Source organism: Pseudonocardia nigra (assembly GCF_019396355.1).
In the GTDB taxonomy this organism is placed as follows: domain Bacteria; phylum Actinomycetota; class Actinomycetes; order Mycobacteriales; family Pseudonocardiaceae; genus Pseudonocardia; species Pseudonocardia nigra.
In genome coordinates, this window is record NZ_JAHKRK010000001.1 from 60,885 (window position 1) to 79,528 (window position 18,644).

The following is an 18,644-nucleotide window of genomic DNA, read 5'->3' on the forward strand; positions in this document are numbered from 1 at the left end:
CTTCCCCGCACCCCAGACCTCATCGTGGAGGCCCCCAATGAGCGAGCTTGCGAGCGAATCATCGACACAGCGTCTGCGCGAAGCGCCGGCCGAGCCTGGGGGGATGGCAGCCGGCGGAGCCTGCGGAGCCGGCGGGGCGGGTAAGGACAGCGAGGCCGTGCGATGAGTATCGAACCCACCGCAGGCCGAGCCGCCCCGCCCGCCGACGGCGCGGCACTGCTGGACCGCGTGGAACGCATCCCGCTCACCCGGTTCCACCTGCGCATCGCCTCGATCCTCGGCGTGGGCACGTTCTTCGACTCCTTCGACGCCCTCGTCCTGTCGGTCGCCCTCACCGCGATCCTGTCCTCGCTCGGCGCCCCGCTGTCCGTCGCGGGTCTGCTGATCGCGGCGGGGTTCGTCGGGCAGATCATCGGCGCCGTCGCGTTCGGCGTGGTGAGCGAGCGCGCCGGCCGGAAGGTCGCCTTCGTGGCGGCGTCGGCGCTGTTCGGCGCGCTGTCGGTGGTGTCGGCGTTCGCCTGGAGCGCCGAGAGCCTGATGGTGTTCCGGCTGCTCCAGGGCATCGGCCTGGGCGCGGAGGTCCCGGTCGCCGCGGCGATGTTCAACGAGTTCGTCCGCGCCAAGGCCCGCGGGCGGATCGTGCTCATCTACGAGAGCCTGTTCGTCTGGGGGATCCTCGGCGCGACGCTGGTCGGTGCGGTCTTCCTGTCGGTCTTCCCGCCCGACGACGCCTGGCGCTACCTGTTCGTCCTCGGCGGCGTCCCGGTCCTCACCGCGGTCTGGGCGTGGTTCCGCCTGCCCGAGTCCCCCCGCCACCTCGTCCACCGCGGCGACCTGGCGCAGGCCGAGTCGGTGATCGCCGAGATGGAGGCGAGCGCGCGCCGCGGCGGCCACGTGCTGGAGGACCCGGCAGCGGCGGTGCCGCGGGCGGTCGTCGCCGAGCCCCCAACCCGGTTCGGCGAGCTGTTCTCCCCGGCCTACCGCACGCGCACGCTCGCGCTGTGGTGCATCTGGTTCACCACGTTCCTCCCGCTCGGCGGGTTCACCTCGTGGATGCCGGCGCTGCTCAGCCGGGTCGGCGGGCTCCCGCCCGCCGTGGCGTCGCTGCTCACCGGCGGGATCGTCGTGGGCAACCTCGTCGTGCTCTACATCGCCGCGTCCTCGCTCGACCGCCGGGGCCGCCGGTTCTGGTTCACCGCCGGGTACGGGCTCGCGCTGCTCGGCAGCGTCGGCGGCGCGGTGGCGATCGGCCTGCTCGGCTGGAACGGCTGGGTCGTGCTGTTCGTCGCGGGGGCGCTCGTGCTGTTCGGGGTCAACATCAATGCGCCCCTCGTCTACCTCTACACCGCCGAGCTGTACCCGACGCGCATGCGGGCCTGGGCGACGATGGTCGGCAGCACCATGCGCAACCTCGCCTCGGTGATCGCGCCGATCACCATCGGCCTGCTGCTGGGCGCCACCACGGGCGTGCTGTGGAGCTTCGTCCTGGCCACCGTGGTGCTGCTCGTCGGGCTGGCCGTCCTGCTGCGCTTCGGAGTGGAGACCAAGCAGCGCGCACTGGAGGAGCTCGCCCCGTGACCGATCCGCTGGACGGCCTGCTGGTCGTCGACCTGTCCCGGGCGCTGGCCGGCCCGCACGCCACGATGATGCTCGGCGACCTCGGCGCCCGCGTCATCAAGATCGAGACCCCGGACGGCGGCGACGACACCCGCGGCTGGGGCCCGCCGTTCCGCCACCCCGAGGGCGCGGCCCGGGAGTCGACGTACTTCCTGTCGGCCAACCGGAACAAGGAGTCGATCGCGCTCGACCTGCGCTCCGCCGACGGTCGTGCGCTGCTCGAGAGCCTCGTCCGGCGCGCGGACGTGCTCGTGGAGAACTTCCGCACCGGAGTGCTCGACCGCCTCGGCTTCCCCGTCGCGCGGCTGCACGCGCTCAACCCACGGCTCGTGGTGCTGTCGATCTCCGGGTTCGGTCACGACGGCCCCGAGGGCGGCCGGGCGGGCTACGACCAGATCGCCCAGGGCGAGGCCGGGCTGATGGCCGTCACCGGGTCCGGCCCGGACGACCCGCAGCGCGTCGGGGTGCCGATCGCCGACCTGCTCGCCGGGATGTACGGCGCCTACGGCGTGCTCGCCGCCCTGCGCGAGCGCGACCGCACCGGCGCGGGCACCCTCGTGCGGACCTCGCTGCTGGCCGCCGTGGTCGGGGTGCACGGCTTCCAGGGCACCGCGTGGACCGTCGCCGGGCAGGCCGGCACGGCCCGCGGCAACCACCACCCGTCCATCTCGCCCTACGGGCTCTTCCGCTGTAAGAACGGGGGCGTGCAGATCGCCGTCGGCAGCGAGGGCCTGTGGCGCAGGCTGTGCAGCGAGTTCGGCCTCGACGCCGACGCCGACGGGATGGGCACGAACGGCGAGCGGGTGCGGCACCCCGAGCGGGTGCGCGAGGTCGTCGAGGGGGCGTTCGCCCACGACGAGCCCGCGGCGCTGCTCGCCCGGCTCGAGCGGGCCGGCGTGCCCGCCGGCCGGATCCGCGGCATCGACGAGGTCTACGCGTGGGAGCAGACCCGCAGCCAGGGCCTGCTCGTCGACGTCGAGCACGCCACCCTCGGCCGGCTCACCCTGCCCGGGCCGCCGCTGCGGTTCTTCGACGGCGCCGGAGAGGAACGCCCGCCCCGTGCCCACGCCGCCCCGCCCACCCTGGACCAGCACGGGCCCGCGCTGCGCACCGAGTTCGCGCCGGGGGCGCTGCCATGACCATGACGCGGCGCACGGCCGCCGAACTGCTGCGCACCGTTCTCGATTCCGGCTCGTACCGCTCCTGGGACACCTCGCCCGACCACCGCCACGCCGACCCCGGGTACCGCCGGCAGCTCGCCGACGCCGCCGCGGCGAGCGGAGCCGACGAGGCCGTCCTGACCGGCGAGGGCCGCATCGCCGGTCGGGACGTGGCCGTCGTCTGCAGCGAGTTCGGCTTCCTCGCCGGCTCCATCGGCGCCGCGACGGCCGACCGCATCGTCGCCGCCGTCGAACGCGCCACCGCCCGCCATCTCCCCCTGCTCGCCGCGACCGCCTCCGGCGGCACCCGCATGCAGGAGGGCACGCCCGCGTTCCTCCGCATGGCCGACATCACCGCGGCGATCACCGCCCACAAGGCCGTCGGCCTGCCCTACCTCGTGTACCTGCGCCACCCCACGACCGGCGGCGTCCTGGCCTCCTGGGGCTCCCTCGGGCACGTCACCGTCGCCGAACCCGGCGCCCTGATCGGGTTCCTCGGCCCGAAGGTCCACGCCGCCCTGCACGACGGCACGCCGTTCCCGCCCGGCGTGCAGACCGCCGAGCACCTCCACACCCACGGCATCCTCGACGGCGTCCTCCCGGTCGAGCACCTCGCGGCGACGGCCGCCCGCGTCCTGGCCCTGCTCGACCCGGCCACCTCGACGGCGCCGGAGCCTCCGCCCGAACCCAGCGGACCGGCCGACTCCGCCTGGGCGCACGTCACCGCCACCCGCGACCCCGACCGCCCCGGCGCACGCGAGCTCCTGCGCGCCACCACCGACGCCGTCCCGCTCGCCGGCACCGGGCAGGGCGAGACCGGCACCGGGGTGCTGCTGGCGCTCGCCCGCTTCGGCGGCGCCCCGTGCGTGCTCGTCGCCCAGGACCGCCGCCGCCAGGCCCACCGCCCGCTCGGGCCCGGCGCGCTGCGGGTCGCCCGCCGCGGCATGCGCCTCGCGGCCGAGCTCGGGCTGCCGCTGGTCACCGTCGTCGACACCCCCGGCGCCGCGCTCACCCCGGCCGCCGAGGAAGGCGGGCTGGCCGGGGAGATCGCCCGCTGCCTCGCCGACCTCGTCGCGCTGCCCGTGCCCACCGTCTCGGTGCTCCTCGGCCAGGGCACCGGCGGCGCCGCGCTGGCCCTGCTGCCCGCCGACGCCGTCCTCGCCGCCCGGCACGCGTGGCTCACCCCGCTCCCGCCGGAGGGTGCCGCCGCGATCCTGCACGGCAGCGTCGACCGCGCCGCCGACGTCGCCGCCGCGCAGCGCATCCGCGCCGCCGACCTGCGGGAGATCGGTGCGGTGGACCGCATCGTCGATGAACGCCCCGACGCCGCGGCCGAACCCTCGGCGTTCACCGGTCGCGTCGCCCACGCGATCGAGGCGGAGCTGCACCGGCTCGCGGCGCTACCGGCAGCGGAGCGGCGCGCCGCCCGCCGAGACCGGCTGCGGGGCGGGTGGCGCGCCGGCGCACGCACCCCCGGTCCGGGGGAGGAGGAGACGACCTGAGCGTCGAGCACCGCGTCGAGGAGCCGCCCGGATGCTCGGCGCCGTCACCGGCGCGGTTCTTCCAGGAGACGGGCACGCCGACCGCCGTCAGGAGAACTCCGGCGGCGGGGTGCCGGTCAGCCAGGCGAGCTCGTTGTCCCGCACGAAGACCGACAGCGTCTCCTCGCGCGCCAGCGGCCACGGGTGGAAGGCCTCCAGCGAGGCCATGAGCGCGGCACCGGCCTCCGGAGTCGGATCGGCGAGCAGGCGCGCGGCGTGGCCGAGGTGGTCCTCCGGGAGCGGGTCGAGCGCCCGGAGGGTCTCCTCGAGGTACTTCGGCCCCCGGAACAGCACCCGGTGGTGGGCCAGCAGGGCCCGGCCCGCGGCGTTCACCAGGTGGACGGCGGCGTGGTGGCGCAGGAACACGTTGCCCAGCTTCCCCGCCTGCGGCAGGAAGTAGCCCCCATACAGCCGGACCTGCGCGATGAAGGACGCCGCCCGGGCCTCCCACACGCCGTCCGGCAGGAGCGGGATGCGCGCGACGAGGTCGGCGAGGTCGGCCACGCACGACCACACCACGCGCGCCCTCACGAAGGACGCGCGCACCGGGTCGTCGCCGCGCTCCACGGCCGCCTCGAGGTAGCTCAGGGTCGCCAGCTTCACGTCGACGTAGCCGTCCGGGTACGTGGCGACGTCCCGGCGCACGTAGCTCAGCCGGTTCTGCTCCCCGGCCCGGGCGAACTGGTCGTCGGTGACGACGAGGTACACGTCGACGTCGGAGTCCGGGCGCTCGGTGCCGCGGGCGACCGACCCGACGGCGACGACCGCCAGGGACTCCGGGTCGGCGCGGACGGCGGCGACGAACTCCGCCAGCGTGTCCTCGTGGTGGCGCATGTCGTGGCCGGTCCCTTCGTTCGGTACGGGCGAGCCCTGCCACCGGTCATCCTGCCGCCGCCGGATACGACGGGCGCTCCGAGCCCGCCACCGTCACCGCCCCGCCTCGCTGGTGACGTCCGCTGCCCGCGCCGGACCGCGACCAGCGCGCCGCGCAGCGCCTCCGGCACGGCGACGGTCGGAAGGGCGTCGCCCGCCCGCGACACCGGCGCGGCACCGGCGCCGAGCCACGTCACCTTCTCGGCCGCGGCGAGCTCGGACGGCACCACGATCACGCCCGCCGCGGACGGGCCGCGACCACATCGACCCCTGCCACGCCCGGCCGCACAGCAATGTGATGCAGATCCCATTTGCACTGCTGGGCGGCCCTCCAGAAATGTCGGTGGTCGCACATATGTTCGAGGCATGGCGCGGGTTTCGGTGGTCGAGGAGCTGGCGGGGATGCCGCCGGGTCCGGGGCTGTCCGCGCTGCTGGCCGCGGTGGATGTGGCCGGTGTGTGCGCGGACGAGGCGGTCGCGGTGTTGCAGGCGTGGTCCCGGCAGCGGGCCCACGATCACGCGATGTTCGTGCAGGCGATGGCCGTGGTGGCGCGGTCGAGCCGCGAGGCGACGGAGGCCGCGACTGCGGCGCAACGCCCGTATCTGCCGGTGGGTGACTGGGCGGGCGCGGAGATCGCGGCGGCGCTGACGTGGACCGAGGGCAAGACCGGGCGGGAGTTGGAGTTCGCGGAGACCCTCGTGGAGCGGTTGCCGCGGGTGCTGGCGGCGTTCGAGGCGGGGTCGATCGATCACGGGAAGGCGTGGACGTTCGCCGACGTGCTCGGGTCGGCGCAGCTGGCCGACGCCCAGCTGGAGGTGCTCTGTGCGGCGTTGGTGCCGGAGGCCCCGGGGTGGACGACAGGGCAGCTGCGGCGGCGGCTCCTGCGCGCGGTGTTGCGGGTCGACGCCGGGTACGCGCGGCGGCGGTACCGCCGTGCGGTGCGCCGCCGCGGGGTGTGCGGGTACCTGGCCCAGGACGGGACCGCGGTGATCACCGCCGACGGGCTGCCGGCCGACGAGGCCGCCGCCGCGTGCGCGCGGGTCGACCGGCTCGCCGGCGCCGTCAAGCGCGCAGGGCACCCGGGCACGCCGGCACAGATCAAGGCTGATGTGTTCCTGCGGCTGCTCGACGGAAGGCTGGCCGGGCTGAGCCACCCCGAGATCGTCGACGCCCTGCTCGCCGTCGCCGCCGAGGCCGACGTAACGGAGACCGACGCAACGGGGACCGAGGCCGCCGAGAACGGTGCAGGTGACGCTGCTACCGCTGCAAACGGCAGCGCCGGGACCGGCGCTGCTGAAAGTGGCGCTGCCGAGAGCAGCACCACCGAGAGCAGCACCACCGAGAGCAGCACCACCGAGAGCAGCACCACCGAGAGCAGCACCGGCGGGAGCGGCGCCGACGACGATGCCGGTGCGGCGGGCGGCGCCGGACTCCGCCCGTCCGGTCGTCCCGGGGGCGGCGCGCGGGATACCGGCTCGCAGGGCGGTGACAGCGGCGCGGCCGGCGTGAACAGCGATGGTGGCTGTGAGCACCGCCGCCGCTCGGGCGTGGAGATCCAGGTCGGGTTGACCACGCTGCTGCACCACGACGAGCGCCCGGGTGAGCTGCCCGGGTGGGGTCCGGTGCCGGCCGACGTCGGGCGGGGGTTGGTGGCGCGCCAGCACGCCGCCGAGTGGCGGTTCGCGATCGTCGACGACGAGGGCTACCTGCTGCTGGCCGGGGTGACCCGCCGCCGTCCGCGCCCGGCCGGGCCGGGTGCGCGGGAGGCACGCGGCGGGATCGTGGAACTGCAGGTCCCAGCCGCCGTCCTGGCCGAGTTGGCCGCGCACCCCGAACAGTGCGGGCCGTGGGCCGGAGTGGTGGCCGACCTGGCCCGGCAGTACGCCGACCGCGACCGGCTCCGGGCCGATCTGACCTCACGCCCGGAGGACCGGTTCATCCGGGCCGCGTTGCGCCGCCACACAGGTCCGGGACCGCACCTGTGTGGCACCGGGATGCGGACGCCCCGCCGCCGCGGCCGACGCCGACCACACCCGTGATCACGCGGTGGGTGGGGAGAGTGTTCCCGGCAACGGCGGACCGCTGTGCGCGAAGCACCACGCGATGAAGCACCGCGGCGGCTGGCGACTCCAGCAGCCCGAGCCCGGCCGGTTCCGCTGGACCAGCCCGCTCGGGCAGACCTACCTGACGCGCGGAGAGCCGATCTGGCCGCGGCTGCCCGAACCTCAAGCCCGCGCATCGGGGCACGAGCCCGACGATCCGCACGACGGACAGCACGTCGACATGCCGACGTTCCGTCCGGGCCCACGCCGCGCGCCCCGACGGGCCCCTGCCCGACCGCGCCGGTCCGCCGCCCGGACCAGTGGGCAGCCGGCTCGGGAGAGCCCGACGGGGACTGCCCCTTCTGATCACGGTCCTCGCCGCGGTCCGCATCCGGCAGCACAGCCGGTAGCGCTCCGGGCTCACGGCAGGCGGAGCGCCGGCATGTCCTCCTGGTGGAGCCTGCTGTTGGTCGACGACCGAGGTGGCTACTACGCACGGTGTCCGCGTGTGGCTCGAGCTTCTCCAGGGTCGAACGCGTGGCCCGGACGGCTGTTCTTCCGCAGCAAGGTGGCGGTGAGGGCGACGCCGAGCGCGTTCCTCGCGGCGTTCCGCCGAACCGTCGGCACCTCCCCCGGGGCGATACCTCAACGGCCGCGCGTGATGGTCGTCCCACGCCCGTGAAGATCAGCGCAGCGCCTCCAGCACCTCCCGCGCAGCGCGTTCGCCGGAGGAGATGGCCCCGTCCATATAGCCGTTCCATCGGCTCGCCGTCTCCGTGCCCGCCCAGTGGATCGGCCCGCACGGCTCCCGCCACCCGGACGCGCCGTGCGCCGTCCACGCGCCCGGCGCCGGGTTGGCCGCGTACCCGCCCCGCGCCCACGCGTCGTCCGGCCAGATCTTCTCCAGGTACTCCACCGGCTCCCGGGCCTCCGTGCCGAAGAGGCGGTCCAGCGTGTGCAGCACCTCCTCCCGTCGCTGGACAGCGGGCAGCGCCGACCAGCGCCGCAGCCGGTCGCCGTAGACGAAGGCCACGAGTACGCCGTGCTCGGCCCCGGGTGGCGAGTTGTCGAACACGACGCCCGCCGCGTCCGCGGTGTACAGCGACGCCACGCCGGACAGCCCCGCGTCCCGCCAGAACGGGCGCCGGTAGGCCGCGTGCACCTTCGCCACGTCGCCCATCACGCTGCGCTGCAGCCAGCGCGCCCGGGGCATCGGGAGCGCCGGCCGGAAGCGGATCGCCGCCGTCGCCGGCGGTGAGGTCGCCACGACCACCCGCTCGGCCCGCATCGTGCCGGCGGGGGTGTGCACCACGGCGCCGCCCGCGCCCTGCTCGACGGCCGTGACCGGCGTGCCGAGCACCACCGATCGGCCGAGGTGCGCTGCCGCGGCCAGCGCGGGTGCCTGTGCTCCCGCGACGAACCGGGCGTCCTGGGCCGCCCCCCGCGTGTCCATCAGCTGGGCGAACCCCCCGGCGGCGGCCACGTAGAACAGCAGGTGCAGCACGGAGATCTCGCGCGGCTCCATCGCCCACACCCCCTGCACCGCGAGGTCGAGCCGCCGGCGCGCGGGGGCCGACGGCACGGTCCGGCGGAAGAAGGTGTGGACGGTCTCGCTGTCCCAGTCCCACGCCTCGGCGGTGCCGCCCGGGTTCGCCGTGTCCACCCGCCGGGCCAGCGCGTCGATCCTCCGGGTCGCCTCGGCGTACTCCGCGAGCCCGGGCGCCCCCTCGGGCCCGTCACCCGCGTAGCGCCGCAGCGTGCCGTCGTGCCAGACCTCGAGGTGCTCTCCGGCGTCGCAGGTGGGGAACGTGGCGCAGCCGAAGCGGTCCGCCCAGGACAGCATGTGGCGCTGCGTCGGCCCGACCCACTGCCCTCCGTGGTCGACGAGGACACCGGAGCTCGTACGCTCCGTCCGGATCCGGCCGCCGACCCGGTCCGCGGCCTCCAGGACGAGGGCCGGCACCCCGTGCTCGTGCAGTGAGAGGGCGGCGGAGAGGCCCGCGTATCCGGCACCGATCACCACGACCGGCGCGGAGGAGGGCAGGGTCGATCCCGAGGCCGGGTCCCGGTTCATGCCGCCATCGTCACCATGATTGACTGGCGAGTCAATGCAGTGCCGCCGGCCGTTCACCGGGACTCCAATCATGAGATGCGCCCCGACGTCGTGGTTCTTGACAGCCGGAGTGAGCACCCACACACTCGCATAACTGTCTCACCAGTTAACTATGGGAGTTCCGGGTGGACGATGCGACCTTCGACGACGAACTGCGACGCCGGCTCGATCTGCTGGAGACACCGGGCAGCGGCGAGTCGGTCCTGCCCGGCCTCCCCTGGCTCGACGTGTGCCTGGCGACGCTGGGCATCGCGGCACTGAGCGTGCTCCTCCTGTGGTGGGGGTACCCGGCATGAGCCCGCGCGCGAGTACCAACACGGCCGCCGGCAGCGACGCGACGCTCAACGAGTTGCCGCTGCTGCGTGCCGAGCGCCTCTGGGGCTTCTGGGGGTACTCCTCGGTGAACGTCGGCCTGGCGATCGCGACGTGGGCCTTCCTGCAGGGCGGCGCGGTCGCTCTCTACGTCGGCGCCGAAGCGGCCGTCGCGAGCATCGTGGTCGGTTACGGGATCAGCGTGCTGCTCGTGGCCCTCGCCCCGTGCATCCCGTCGGCCCGCTACGGGATCGAACAGTTCGTCGCGCTGCGGAGCGTGTTCGGCGCGGGCGGCGCCCGCGTGCTGATGGTCGTCATGTCCGCGCTGCTCGCCGCGGCCTGGTCCGCCGTGCTCGCGATCATGTTCGGGCACGCACTGGACAACGTGGCGAGCCAGGCACTGGGCCTCGACCTCGGCGGGTCCGGCGTAGCGGTCAGCCTCATCGCCCTGGCGGCGGTGCTGCTGTCGTGGCTCATCCTGGCCAGAGGGCCGGTGTCCATCGAGTGGGTCAACCGCATCGTCGCCCCCGGCCTGGTCCTCGTGACGCTCGGCATGCTGGTGCTGATCTTCACGCAGACCTCGTGGTCGGAGCTCGCCGCGATCCCGCCGCTGGCGTCCTCCGGCGACCCCCACCTCGACTTCATGCTGGCGCTGGAGCTCAACATCGCCGGGGGCCTCGCGTGGTGGCCGAACGTCGGCAACCTCGCCCGCCTCACCACGAGCACCCGGGCCGCCTTCTGGCCCAACATGCTCGGCCTGTTCCTCGCGTCGGTGATCGCCGCGGTGGTCGGCGTGTTCGCGGCGCTCGCGCTGGCCTCCGAGGACCCCACGATGTGGATGGTGCCGCTGGGCGGCGTGGTGCTCGGGGTCCTCGCGCTCACCTTCGTCGGGTTCGCCAACATCACCAGTGTCGTCGCGCAGGGCTACTCGTCGATGGTGGCGCTCAAGGGTGGCGGCGGACGGTTGCTGCGCAACGTCCGCTGGGCCGTGCTGGCCGCGGCGATCCTCGCGCCCGCCGCCGTCCTCGTGTTCTTCCCCGCCGCGGTGTACGACAACTACTCCCGCTTCGTCTCCTGGGGCGCCATCCTCGTCGGTCCACTGTGCTCGGTGCAGCTCGTCGACTACTTCCTGCTGCGCCGCGGGCGCCTGCGGCTGCGCGACCTGTACCTCCCCGACACGCAGTCCCGCTACGGGTTCTGGCGCGGGTACAACCCGGCGGCGTTCGTCGCGGTCGCGGCGGGCGCGGTCACCTACACGCTCCTGCTCAACCCGGTCACCTACGAGCCCGTACCCGCATTCGGATTCCTCACGGCCTCACTGCCCGCGGTCGCGGTGGCCGGCGTGCTGCACTACGTGCTCACCCAGGTGCTCGTCCGGCGGCTCGGCAAGGGCGGCTACGGCCAGGTTGACTGACGGAGGAATCAACGCGGGTAGGGTGGGCCGCGGTGCGACCGCCCGCCGGAAGGGATACCGATGCCGCGGCCCAACGTCGAGACGGAACGACGCGAGCAGATCCTCCGGTCGACGTGCCAGGTGATCGCCGAGATGGGCTTCCGCGCCGTGCGCGTCGCGGACGTGGCCAAGCAGGCGGGCCTGTCCACGGGGATCGTCCACTACTACTTCACGAGCAAGCGCGAGCTCGTCCACGCGGCGTTCGAGCAGAACTTCTCCCGTTCCGTCGAGCGCCGCGCGGCCATCCTGGAGTCCGACACCGACGCGATCAGCAAGATCCGCGCGCTGATCGACGCCTACCTGCCCCAGGACGAGGAGACCATCGAAGCCTGGCACGTCTGGGCCGAGCTGTGGGTCGAGGCCATCCACGACCCGGACCTGCAGGAGCTCAACGACCGGGCCTACGGGGAGTGGCGCAGGCTCGTGGCCGGCATCGTGCGTGACGGCCAGGCGGCGGGCGAGATCGGTGACGGCGACGCCGTGGAGATCGCCAACCTGCTCGTCGGCGGCGTCGACGGGCTGGCGATGCAGGTACTCGCCGGTTCCCGGAATATGACGCTGGACCGGATGCGCGCCACCTGCCGCTCGCTCATCGACCGGGTCCTCCTCCCCCTCTGACGGGTCCGCCTCGGCTCGGTGGACCTCGTCGTCTCCGTCATCGGCTGACGATTCAGTTATTTGTGGGGGCGAGCCCCTGCACACAGTGGGTCGTCCGCTACGACACGTGCGTCAGACCGGACGCCGATCGGGCCACGGGGAGTGCTGGCGGCCGTCCGGGTCGGGGGCGGGCTCTCGGGCGCCGTCGGGTGCCGGCCCGTCCTCGTCGAGCAGGTCCCATTCGCTGATCCCGGTGGGCGAGGCGGCCTCGACGGGGTGCTCCCGGATCCAGCGCAGGAACGACAGCGCGACGATCGCGAGCACGAACACCAGCGGAAGCGCGGTGATGATGGACAGGGTCTGCAGCGGTTCCAGGCCGCCGACCGCCATCAACGAGATCGACACGGCGGCCAGTGCGACCGCCCAGAGCACCCGGTGCCACCGGGCCGGCTCGTCCTGCGGCCGCAGCTGCCTGGTCGCCACGGCCGCCATCGTGTAGGCCGACGAGTCGAGGGTCGTGGCCAGGAACACGACCAGGAGCACCAGGTACACGATCAGCGCGAGCGTGCCGAGCGGCAGCGCCGACACCGCCGCCACCACCGCGGCGGCCTGGCCGTCGCCCGCGAGGATCTGCGTGATCGGCACCACCCCGTCGAGCTCGAGGCGCATGGCCGTGCCGCCGAGGATCGCGAACGCGATCCAGCACCCCAGGCTGCCCGCGACGCACATCGCGACGATCAGCTCGCGCACCGTCCGGCCCTTGGAGATCTTGGCGGTGAACAGCCCCACGAACGGGGCATACGCCACCCACCAGGCCCAGTAGAAGACCGTCCAGCTCTCCTCGAAGCCGGAGCCGCCGACCGGGTCCATGGAGAGGCTCATCTGCACGAAGTTCTGCACGAGGGTGCCGACGCTGTCGGTGAACCCGTCCAGGATGAACACGGTCGGGCCGACCACGAGGACGAACACGCCGAGCGCCCCTGCCAGCCACATGTTCACGTTGGCCAGGACCTTCAGCCCCTTGTGCAGTCCGAGGTACACGCTGGCCCCGAACAGCGCCGTCCACGCGACCGTGATCAGCACGTCCATCCCCAGGCCGGCGGGAAGCGACGTGAGGTGGGTCAGACCCGCGGAGATGATCGGTACCTCCAGCCCGAGCGACGTGCCGGCGGCCCCGATCAGGCCGAAGATGAACAGGGCGTCGATCACCCGGCCCAGCCACCCGTCGACGCGGCTGCCGAGCACACCGCGGCACGCCTCGCTCAGGCGCAGTGTGGGCCGCTTGCGCACGTAGTAGGTGTAGGACAGGGCCAACGCCGGCAGGCAGTAGATCGCCCACGCCGTGAAGCCCCAGTGGAACAGCGGGTAGGCCATCGCCCAGCGCGCCGCCTCGACGCTCCTCGGCTCCGCGCCGAACGGGGGCTCCTGGTAGTAGTAGGCCCACTCGATGACGCCCCACAGCATGATGCCGCCGCCGATCCCGGCGGTGAAGATCATCGCGATCCAGCTCGTGGTGGAGAAGTCGGGTCTCGTGTGCCGGTCCCCGAACTTGATGCGGCCGTGTCGGCTGCACGCCAGCCAGACCAGCCCGCCGAAGACGGCGATGGCGAACCAGAGGTAGAGCCAGCCGAAGTTGCCGGTGACGAACGACATGACGGCGCTGATCACGACCTTCGCCGCGTCGGGGGCCACCAGGATGGGCACGGTCAGGCCGACCACGACCAGCACCGAGGGCCAGAAGACCTTCTTGTCGATGCCGGTCCTGCCGGCCGCGTCGCCGAAGTCGGATGCCATTGTCCATGCTCCTTGAAGCGTCGGGGGGAAGAGAGCGGCCTTGCTCGGGGTCCTCCTTCGGCTACGTCGGGCCGGTGCGGTTGAGCGCTGCGTAGGCGAGCCGCTCCAGCAGCAGGCCGGTCTCCCGGGACGCCTCGGCCGCGCCGTCGATCAGCTGCTTGGCGGTGGCCACCGCGAGCGCAGGCGCGACCGCCAGCTCGGTGGCGATCTCCACGGCGCGGTCGACCTGCCGCCCCGGCTCGGTCACCTCGGTGAGCAGCCCGCGGCGGAACGCCTCGGAGGCCTCCATCCGGCGGCCCCGCAGGATGAGGTCGCGGGCCAGGGCCGGGCCGGCCGCCCGCACCAGCCGGTGCACCCCGCCCGAGCCGGGCAGGATGCCCAGCCCGATCTCCGGCAGGCCGAACACCGCGCCCGGGTCGGCCACACGCAGGTCGCAGGCCAGCGCGAGTTCGAACCCGCCGCCGAGGCAGTAGCCGGCGACGGCCGCGACCGTGGGCTGCGGGAGGTCGGCCACCGCCTCGTAGACCGCTCCGGATCCGCGGTAGTAGGCGTCGATGGCCTCCGGGGTCATGGCGGGGAGCTCGGTGACGTCGGCACCCGCCGAGAAGGCGCGGCCCGCCCCGGTGACGACCACGGCGCGGGCTGCGCGCACCTCCGCCGAACGCAGCGCGCCGAGCAGCTCGTTCTCCAGGTACGTCGACAGCGCGTTCAGCTTCGCCGGCCGGGCCAGGGTGAGGACGGCGACGTCCCCGTCGCGGCGGATCTCGACGGTGCCCCTGGTCGCCGCGTCCGCGGTCGTGCTCATGACGCCGTGCGGAACGACAGCAGGTCGACGACCCCGCGCTTGACGATCTCGTTGGCGACGACCAGCCGCTGGATCTCCGAGGTGCCCTCCCAGATCCGGTCCACCCGCAGCTCCCGGTAGAGCCGCTCGACCGGGTAGTCGCGCATGTAGCCGCGGCCGCCGAAGATCTGCACGCACCGGTCGACCACGCGGCCCGCCGCCTCGGACGCCGACAGCTTGGCCAGCGCGGCCTTGGCGTGCAGGGTCTTGCGGTCCCCGCCCGCGTCGAACTCCCACGCGACCTGGTGCACGTACGCGCGGTTGACCGCGATGTCCACCGCGCAGTCGGCGAGCATGCCCTGGATGAGCTGGTGTTCGGCGATGGGCTTCCCGCCCTGGACACGGTTCTTGGCCCAGCCGGCGGCGAGTGCCAGCGCCCGCTCGGCCGCGCCGATCGTCCGGGCGCCGATCATGAGGCGTTCCTCGGTGAACCAGTCGCGCGTCAGGTCGTACCCGCCGCCGACCTCGCCCAGCACGGCGTCGGCGCCCACCCGCACGTCCTGGAACACGAACTCGGGGTGCTCGTAGACGAACGTGTGCATGTAGCGCGGCACGCGCTTCACCGCGACGCCGGGCAGGTCCTTGTCGACCAGGAAGAGGGTGGGCGCGCCGCCCTCGCCTTCTCCTCCGGCGTCCACGGGCCGGACGAGCGCCAGCACGATCAGGAAGTCGGCCGCGTCGCCCACGGTCACGAACCACTTCTCGCCGTTGATGCGGTAGCCGTCCCCGTCGGGGGTGGCGACGGTCTCGATGCCCTGGGGATCGGAACCGGCATCGGCCTCGGTGACCGCCACGGCGTCCCGGCGCCTGCCCTGGATCTCGGGGACGAGGTAGCGCTCCCGCTGCTGCGGCGTGCAGGCGCGCAGCGCGTTGGCGGGCCGCCACACCGTGTCCCACAGGGCGTTGGTGAGCCTGCCGAGCTCCTCCTGCACGACGACCTGTTCGAGCACGCTCAGGCCGGCACCGCCCCACTCGGCGGGCATGTTGACGGCCTGCAGGCCGCTGGCCAGCACCTCGTCGCGGATGACGGCGAGCGACTCCGCAGGGAGCCCGTTCCCGGCCTCGCACTCGTCCTCGAACTTCGTGATCTTGGCCGTGAGGTCGGCCGCGCGCTGCTTGAGCTCCAGCAGCCGGGGTGAGTAGGCGAAATCCATTGCGTCTCCTCGGTCGAGCGGTCAGTGGGTGTCGTGGTTCGGTGGTGCGAGGACACAGCGCGCGTCGAGGGCCAGCGCGCCGTCCGGGAGGGCCAGAACCGGGTTGACCTCCAGCTCCGCGATCTCCGGGTGCGCGGCGGCGACCTCGCTGACGGCGGCGACGACGCGGGCCACCGCCGCGAGGTCCACCGGGGTGCGGCCACGGGCGCCGGTCAGCAACGGCGCACCCCGCAGGCCGCGCAGGAGCCGTTCGGCGTCGGCGGGCCGCAGCGGGGCCAGCCCGAACGCGACGTCGCGCAGGACCTCGGTGAAGACGCCGCCGAGCCCGACCATGGCCACCGGGCCGAACCGCGGGTCGCGGGTCACCCCGGCGATCAGCTCGACGCCGTGGTCGAGCCGGGCCATCGTCTCGACGACGTATCCGGGCGCGTCCAGGCGGGCGTGCATGGCGTCGAACGCGGCCGCGAGCCCGGCCGGGTCGCGGAGTCCCAGCGCCACGCCGCCCGCGTCGGACTTGTGCAGCAGGCCGAGCGCCTTGAGCACCACCGGCCGGCCGATCTCGGCCGCGGCGGCCAGCGCCTCCTTCCGGGTGGCCACCCGGCGTGCGGCCGGGAAGGGCACGCCCGCCGCCGTCAGCAGGTCCCGGGTCTCCCAGTAGCCGTCGCCGTCGACGCGGTGCCGCGCCGGCGGAATGTCGGGGACGTACGGCGGCGGACGCTCGGCCCGCCGGGCCAGCCGGGCCAGCACGCCCGCGGCGTCCTCCACCGCGGCGAACGTCGGCACGCCGCCTGCGCGCAGCACCCGGGCGGCGCGGCTGTCCGGCCGCATCGTGTGTGCCACGACCGGCATCCCGGCCTCCTGGGCCAGCCGGGTGATGTCGGCGGCCACCTCGATCTCCCGCTCGGCCATCTCCGGGCCGTACTCGCCGTACCCACCGAAGTAGCCGGTCATCAGCACCTGGTCGACCGCAGGCTCCTTCACCAGCAGCCGCAGCACCCGGCTGAAGCTCGTGATGTCCTGCTCGCCCGCCCCGGCCAGGTCCACCGGGTTCGCGGTGCCCGCCGAGGGTGTCAACTCCGCCTTCACGGCATCGGCCAGACTCGGGGAGAACTCCGGGACGGCGAGCCCGGCCGCCTCCGCGACCTCACCCGCGATCGACGCGTGGCCGCCGCCGTCGGCGAGCACCGCCACCGCCCGCCCGCGCGGGGACCGCATCGGGCGCAGCCCGGCGATCAGGTGCGCCATCTCCCGCGGTGTCGCCACCCGCTCCACGCCCGCGGCGACGCAGGCCGCGTCGACCGCGGACATGGCGCTGGTCAGCGCACCGGTGTGGGAGGACGCGCTGCGCGCCGCGGCCTGGCCGGCCCCGACGGTGAGCACCACCACGGGCTTGCCGGCGGCCGTGGCCTCCGCCGCCGCGCGGGCGAAGCCGCGGCCGTCCCCGAAGTCCTCCGCGTAGACCGCGATGACGCGCGTGCCGTCGTGCGCGACGCAGGCCCGGACCAGCTCGGCCAGGCTCAGGTCGGCCTGGTTGCCCAGGGAGGCGAACCGGGAGAACCCCAGCCCCGACGGTTCCAGCAGCGCCGACAGCTCCAGTGCGAGGTTGCCGCTCTGCGAGATGAGGGCGACGTCGCCTGCCGGCAGCGGGTTGGACGCCAGGCGCAGGCCGGACGTGGAGTCGAAGACGCCCAGGCAGTTCGGGCCGAGCAGAACCGCGCCGGCGGCGCGAACCCGTTCCACGAGGGCGGCCTGGCGGGCCCGGCCCTCGGGCCCGAGCTCGGCGAAGCCCGCCGAGATGCCCACGATCGCCCGCGTCCCGGCGGCCAGGGCGTCGGTGACCGTCTCCTCGAAGCCGCCCGCCGGCACCGCGACGACGACCAGCTCGGCAGGCGCCGGAAGCTCGGCCAGGGAGCGGTACGTCGGGCGGCCCAGCACGGGCGTCCCGCGCCGGTTGACCAGGTGCACCGGTCGGTCCATGGTCAGCGCCTGGACCGCGATCCAGTTGCCGTACTTGCGCTCGTCGTCGCTGGCCCCGACGATCGCGACCGACCCTGGATCGAACAGCGCGCGCAGCGCGTCACTCCTGGTCATCGCCCAGCCCCCTCGAGCCCAGCCCCCTCGAGCCCAGCCCCCTCGAGCCCAGCCCCCTCGAGCCCAGCCCCCTCGAGCCCGGCCCCCTCGAGCCCGGCTCCCTCCAGCGCGGGCGCCGGGTGCCCGGCGCCCCACGCGTCGGCGCCCCCGTCGACCACGAGGGTCGTACCGGTGATGTAGGCGGCGGCGTCGGTGGCCAGGAAGGCGATGAGCGCGGCGACGTCCTCCGGCCGGCCCAGCCGGCCCAGCGGTACCGCCGACTCCCAGCGGCGCCGTTCCTCGTCGGTGTAGTTGATCTCCAGGCCCTCGGTGGCGATGGTCCCCGGCGCCACGCACACCGACCGGATGCCGTAGCGGGCCCATTCGATGGCCAGTCCCGACGCGAGGTTCTCCAGTGCGGCCCGGGCGGCGCTGGCGTGCGCCATGCCCGGGATGCCGCGGCGCGGGGAGAACCCGACGAACACGACCAGCCCGGACCGGTTGGCGATCATCGACCGGGTCGCGACCTCCCGGGTGACCGCCCAGCTCCCCTCGACCGCCAGCCGGTGCACGGCCCGCCAGCCGTTGACGCTGATCTGCTCGGCGGGCGCGGAGAACTGGCCGCCTGCGTTGTTCACCAGCACGTCGACGCGGCCGAAGGCGTCCAGGGCGGTGTCGACGAGACCGGTGACCTGGTCGGGCTCGCGGATGTCCGCGGTCACGGCGAGCGCCCGCCCGCCCGCGCATTCGATGCGCGCGACCGTCTCGTCGAGGCAGTCCCGCCGGCGCCCCGCGACGACCACGCGGCATCCGGCTCGGGCCAGGTCGACGGCGGTCGCCCGGCCGATGCCGGAGCCACCACCGGTCACGACCGCGGTACGGCCGGCCAGTGCGTCCGCTCGGAGCGGCAGAGAAGGTTCGAGCACGGACAGCCCCTTCCGTACGGGCTTCGTTGCCATCAACTGTCTGGTCAGTAGGGAGTCCGCAACATCCTGCGCTCGAGCCCGTCAGCACGTCAATAGGGTGACGGCGACGGAATTTGACTTGCGATTATCGCATCGATCGCCTACCGT

At 74.1% G+C, this 18,644-nt stretch carries 14 protein-coding genes; 7 read left to right on the top strand and 7 right to left on the bottom strand.

Annotation, left to right across the window (positions count from 1 at the left end; all coding sequences use genetic code 11):
- Positions 1-162: 162 nt before the first annotated feature.
- Genes KME75_RS00290 through KME75_RS00300 form a run of 3 tightly spaced genes read left to right on the top strand, consistent with a single transcriptional unit; the run spans position 163 to position 4,279 of the window.
- Complete coding sequence (locus KME75_RS00290; RefSeq protein WP_219412418.1) at positions 163-1,578, top strand: MFS transporter; 1,416 nt, start codon at positions 163-165, stop codon at positions 1,576-1,578.
- The gene (locus KME75_RS00295) at positions 1,575-2,756 is read left to right on the top strand and encodes a CaiB/BaiF CoA transferase family protein (protein WP_219412420.1); all 1,182 of its coding nucleotides are present in this window, start codon (positions 1,575-1,577) and stop codon (positions 2,754-2,756) included. Before KME75_RS00290 ends, KME75_RS00295 begins: the two co-directional genes overlap by 4 nt.
- Positions 2,753-4,279, top strand: a complete 1,527-nt coding sequence (locus tag KME75_RS00300; RefSeq protein WP_246631187.1) for a carboxyl transferase domain-containing protein — start codon at positions 2,753-2,755, stop codon at positions 4,277-4,279. The genes KME75_RS00295 and KME75_RS00300 overlap by 4 nt, the downstream gene beginning before the upstream one ends.
- A gap of 87 nt (positions 4,280-4,366) precedes the next feature.
- Here the strand turns inward: KME75_RS00300 and KME75_RS00305 are convergent, their stop codons facing one another.
- Positions 4,367-5,152 carry a nucleotidyltransferase domain-containing protein gene (locus tag KME75_RS00305; RefSeq protein WP_219412421.1) on the bottom strand — a complete coding sequence of 262 codons (786 nt, stop codon included), beginning with the start codon at positions 5,150-5,152 and terminating at the stop codon, positions 4,367-4,369.
- Between the two features lie 405 nt (positions 5,153-5,557).
- Here KME75_RS00305 and KME75_RS00310 point away from each other — a divergent pair, with 405 nt between their 5' ends.
- Complete coding sequence (locus tag KME75_RS00310) at positions 5,558-7,231, top strand: DUF222 domain-containing protein (protein WP_219412423.1); 1,674 nt, start codon at positions 5,558-5,560, stop codon at positions 7,229-7,231.
- Between the two features lie 688 nt (positions 7,232-7,919).
- Here the strand turns inward: KME75_RS00310 and KME75_RS00315 are convergent.
- Entirely contained in the window at positions 7,920-9,308 is a 1,389-nt protein-coding gene (locus tag KME75_RS00315) for a flavin monoamine oxidase family protein (RefSeq protein WP_219412425.1), read from the bottom strand.
- A 164-nt stretch (positions 9,309-9,472) separates the two neighbouring features.
- Here KME75_RS00315 and KME75_RS00320 point away from each other — a divergent pair, with 164 nt between their 5' ends.
- The 3 genes from KME75_RS00320 to KME75_RS00330 are packed head-to-tail and all read left to right on the top strand — an operon-like array spanning position 9,473 to position 11,730.
- Positions 9,473-9,643: a hypothetical protein gene (locus KME75_RS00320; protein WP_219412427.1), complete on the top strand. Its 171-nt coding sequence runs from the start codon at positions 9,473-9,475 to the stop codon at positions 9,641-9,643.
- The gene (locus KME75_RS00325; protein ID WP_219412429.1) at positions 9,640-11,073 is read left to right on the top strand and encodes a cytosine permease; all 1,434 of its coding nucleotides are present in this window, start codon (positions 9,640-9,642) and stop codon (positions 11,071-11,073) included. Before KME75_RS00320 ends, KME75_RS00325 begins: the two co-directional genes overlap by 4 nt.
- Before the next feature lie 60 nt (positions 11,074-11,133).
- On the top strand, positions 11,134-11,730 hold the full coding sequence (locus KME75_RS00330; protein WP_219412431.1) for a TetR/AcrR family transcriptional regulator: 597 nt from the start codon (positions 11,134-11,136) through the stop codon (positions 11,728-11,730).
- A 111-nt stretch (positions 11,731-11,841) separates the two neighbouring features.
- Here KME75_RS00330 and KME75_RS00335 read toward each other — a convergent pair whose 3' ends face one another.
- The 5 genes from KME75_RS00335 to KME75_RS00355 form a co-directional block, all read right to left on the bottom strand.
- Positions 11,842-13,503, bottom strand: a complete 1,662-nt coding sequence (locus tag KME75_RS00335; RefSeq protein WP_219412433.1) for a BCCT family transporter — start codon at positions 13,501-13,503, stop codon at positions 11,842-11,844.
- A 61-nt stretch (positions 13,504-13,564) separates the two neighbouring features.
- Positions 13,565-14,308 (bottom strand): enoyl-CoA hydratase/isomerase family protein, encoded by a 744-nt coding sequence (locus KME75_RS00340; protein WP_219412435.1) that lies wholly within the window; start codon positions 14,306-14,308, stop codon positions 13,565-13,567.
- Complete coding sequence (locus tag KME75_RS00345) at positions 14,305-15,501, bottom strand: acyl-CoA dehydrogenase family protein (protein ID WP_219412437.1); 1,197 nt, start codon at positions 15,499-15,501, stop codon at positions 14,305-14,307. Before KME75_RS00345 ends, KME75_RS00340 begins: the two co-directional genes overlap by 4 nt.
- Before the next feature lie 21 nt (positions 15,502-15,522).
- Positions 15,523-17,592 (bottom strand): acetate--CoA ligase family protein, encoded by a 2,070-nt coding sequence (locus KME75_RS00350; protein WP_219412439.1) that lies wholly within the window; start codon positions 17,590-17,592, stop codon positions 15,523-15,525.
- Positions 17,589-18,497 (bottom strand): SDR family NAD(P)-dependent oxidoreductase, encoded by a 909-nt coding sequence (locus tag KME75_RS00355; protein WP_308282466.1) that lies wholly within the window; start codon positions 18,495-18,497, stop codon positions 17,589-17,591. Before KME75_RS00355 ends, KME75_RS00350 begins: the two co-directional genes overlap by 4 nt.
- Between the last annotated feature and the right edge of the window lie 147 nt (positions 18,498-18,644).

Coding starts and splice junctions, on each gene's coding strand:
- KME75_RS00310 (WP_219412423.1), top strand. CDS start 5,558: ATGGCGCGGGTTTCGGTGGTCGAGGAGCTGGCGGGGATGCCGCCGGGT.
- KME75_RS00305 (WP_219412421.1), bottom strand. CDS start 5,152: ATGCGCCACCACGAGGACACGCTGGCGGAGTTCGTCGCCGCCGTCCGC.
- KME75_RS00315 (WP_219412425.1), bottom strand. CDS start 9,308: ATGAACCGGGACCCGGCCTCGGGATCGACCCTGCCCTCCTCCGCGCCG.
- KME75_RS00335 (WP_219412433.1), bottom strand. CDS start 13,503: ATGGCATCCGACTTCGGCGACGCGGCCGGCAGGACCGGCATCGACAAG.
- KME75_RS00340 (WP_219412435.1), bottom strand. CDS start 14,308: ATGAGCACGACCGCGGACGCGGCGACCAGGGGCACCGTCGAGATCCGC.
- KME75_RS00350 (WP_219412439.1), bottom strand. CDS start 17,592: ATGACCAGGAGTGACGCGCTGCGCGCGCTGTTCGATCCAGGGTCGGTC.
- KME75_RS00330 (WP_219412431.1), top strand. CDS start 11,134: ATGCCGCGGCCCAACGTCGAGACGGAACGACGCGAGCAGATCCTCCGG.
- KME75_RS00345 (WP_219412437.1), bottom strand. CDS start 15,501: ATGGATTTCGCCTACTCACCCCGGCTGCTGGAGCTCAAGCAGCGCGCG.
- KME75_RS00325 (WP_219412429.1), top strand. CDS start 9,640: ATGAGCCCGCGCGCGAGTACCAACACGGCCGCCGGCAGCGACGCGACG.
- KME75_RS00290 (WP_219412418.1), top strand. CDS start 163: ATGAGTATCGAACCCACCGCAGGCCGAGCCGCCCCGCCCGCCGACGGC.
- KME75_RS00300 (WP_246631187.1), top strand. CDS start 2,753: ATGACCATGACGCGGCGCACGGCCGCCGAACTGCTGCGCACCGTTCTC.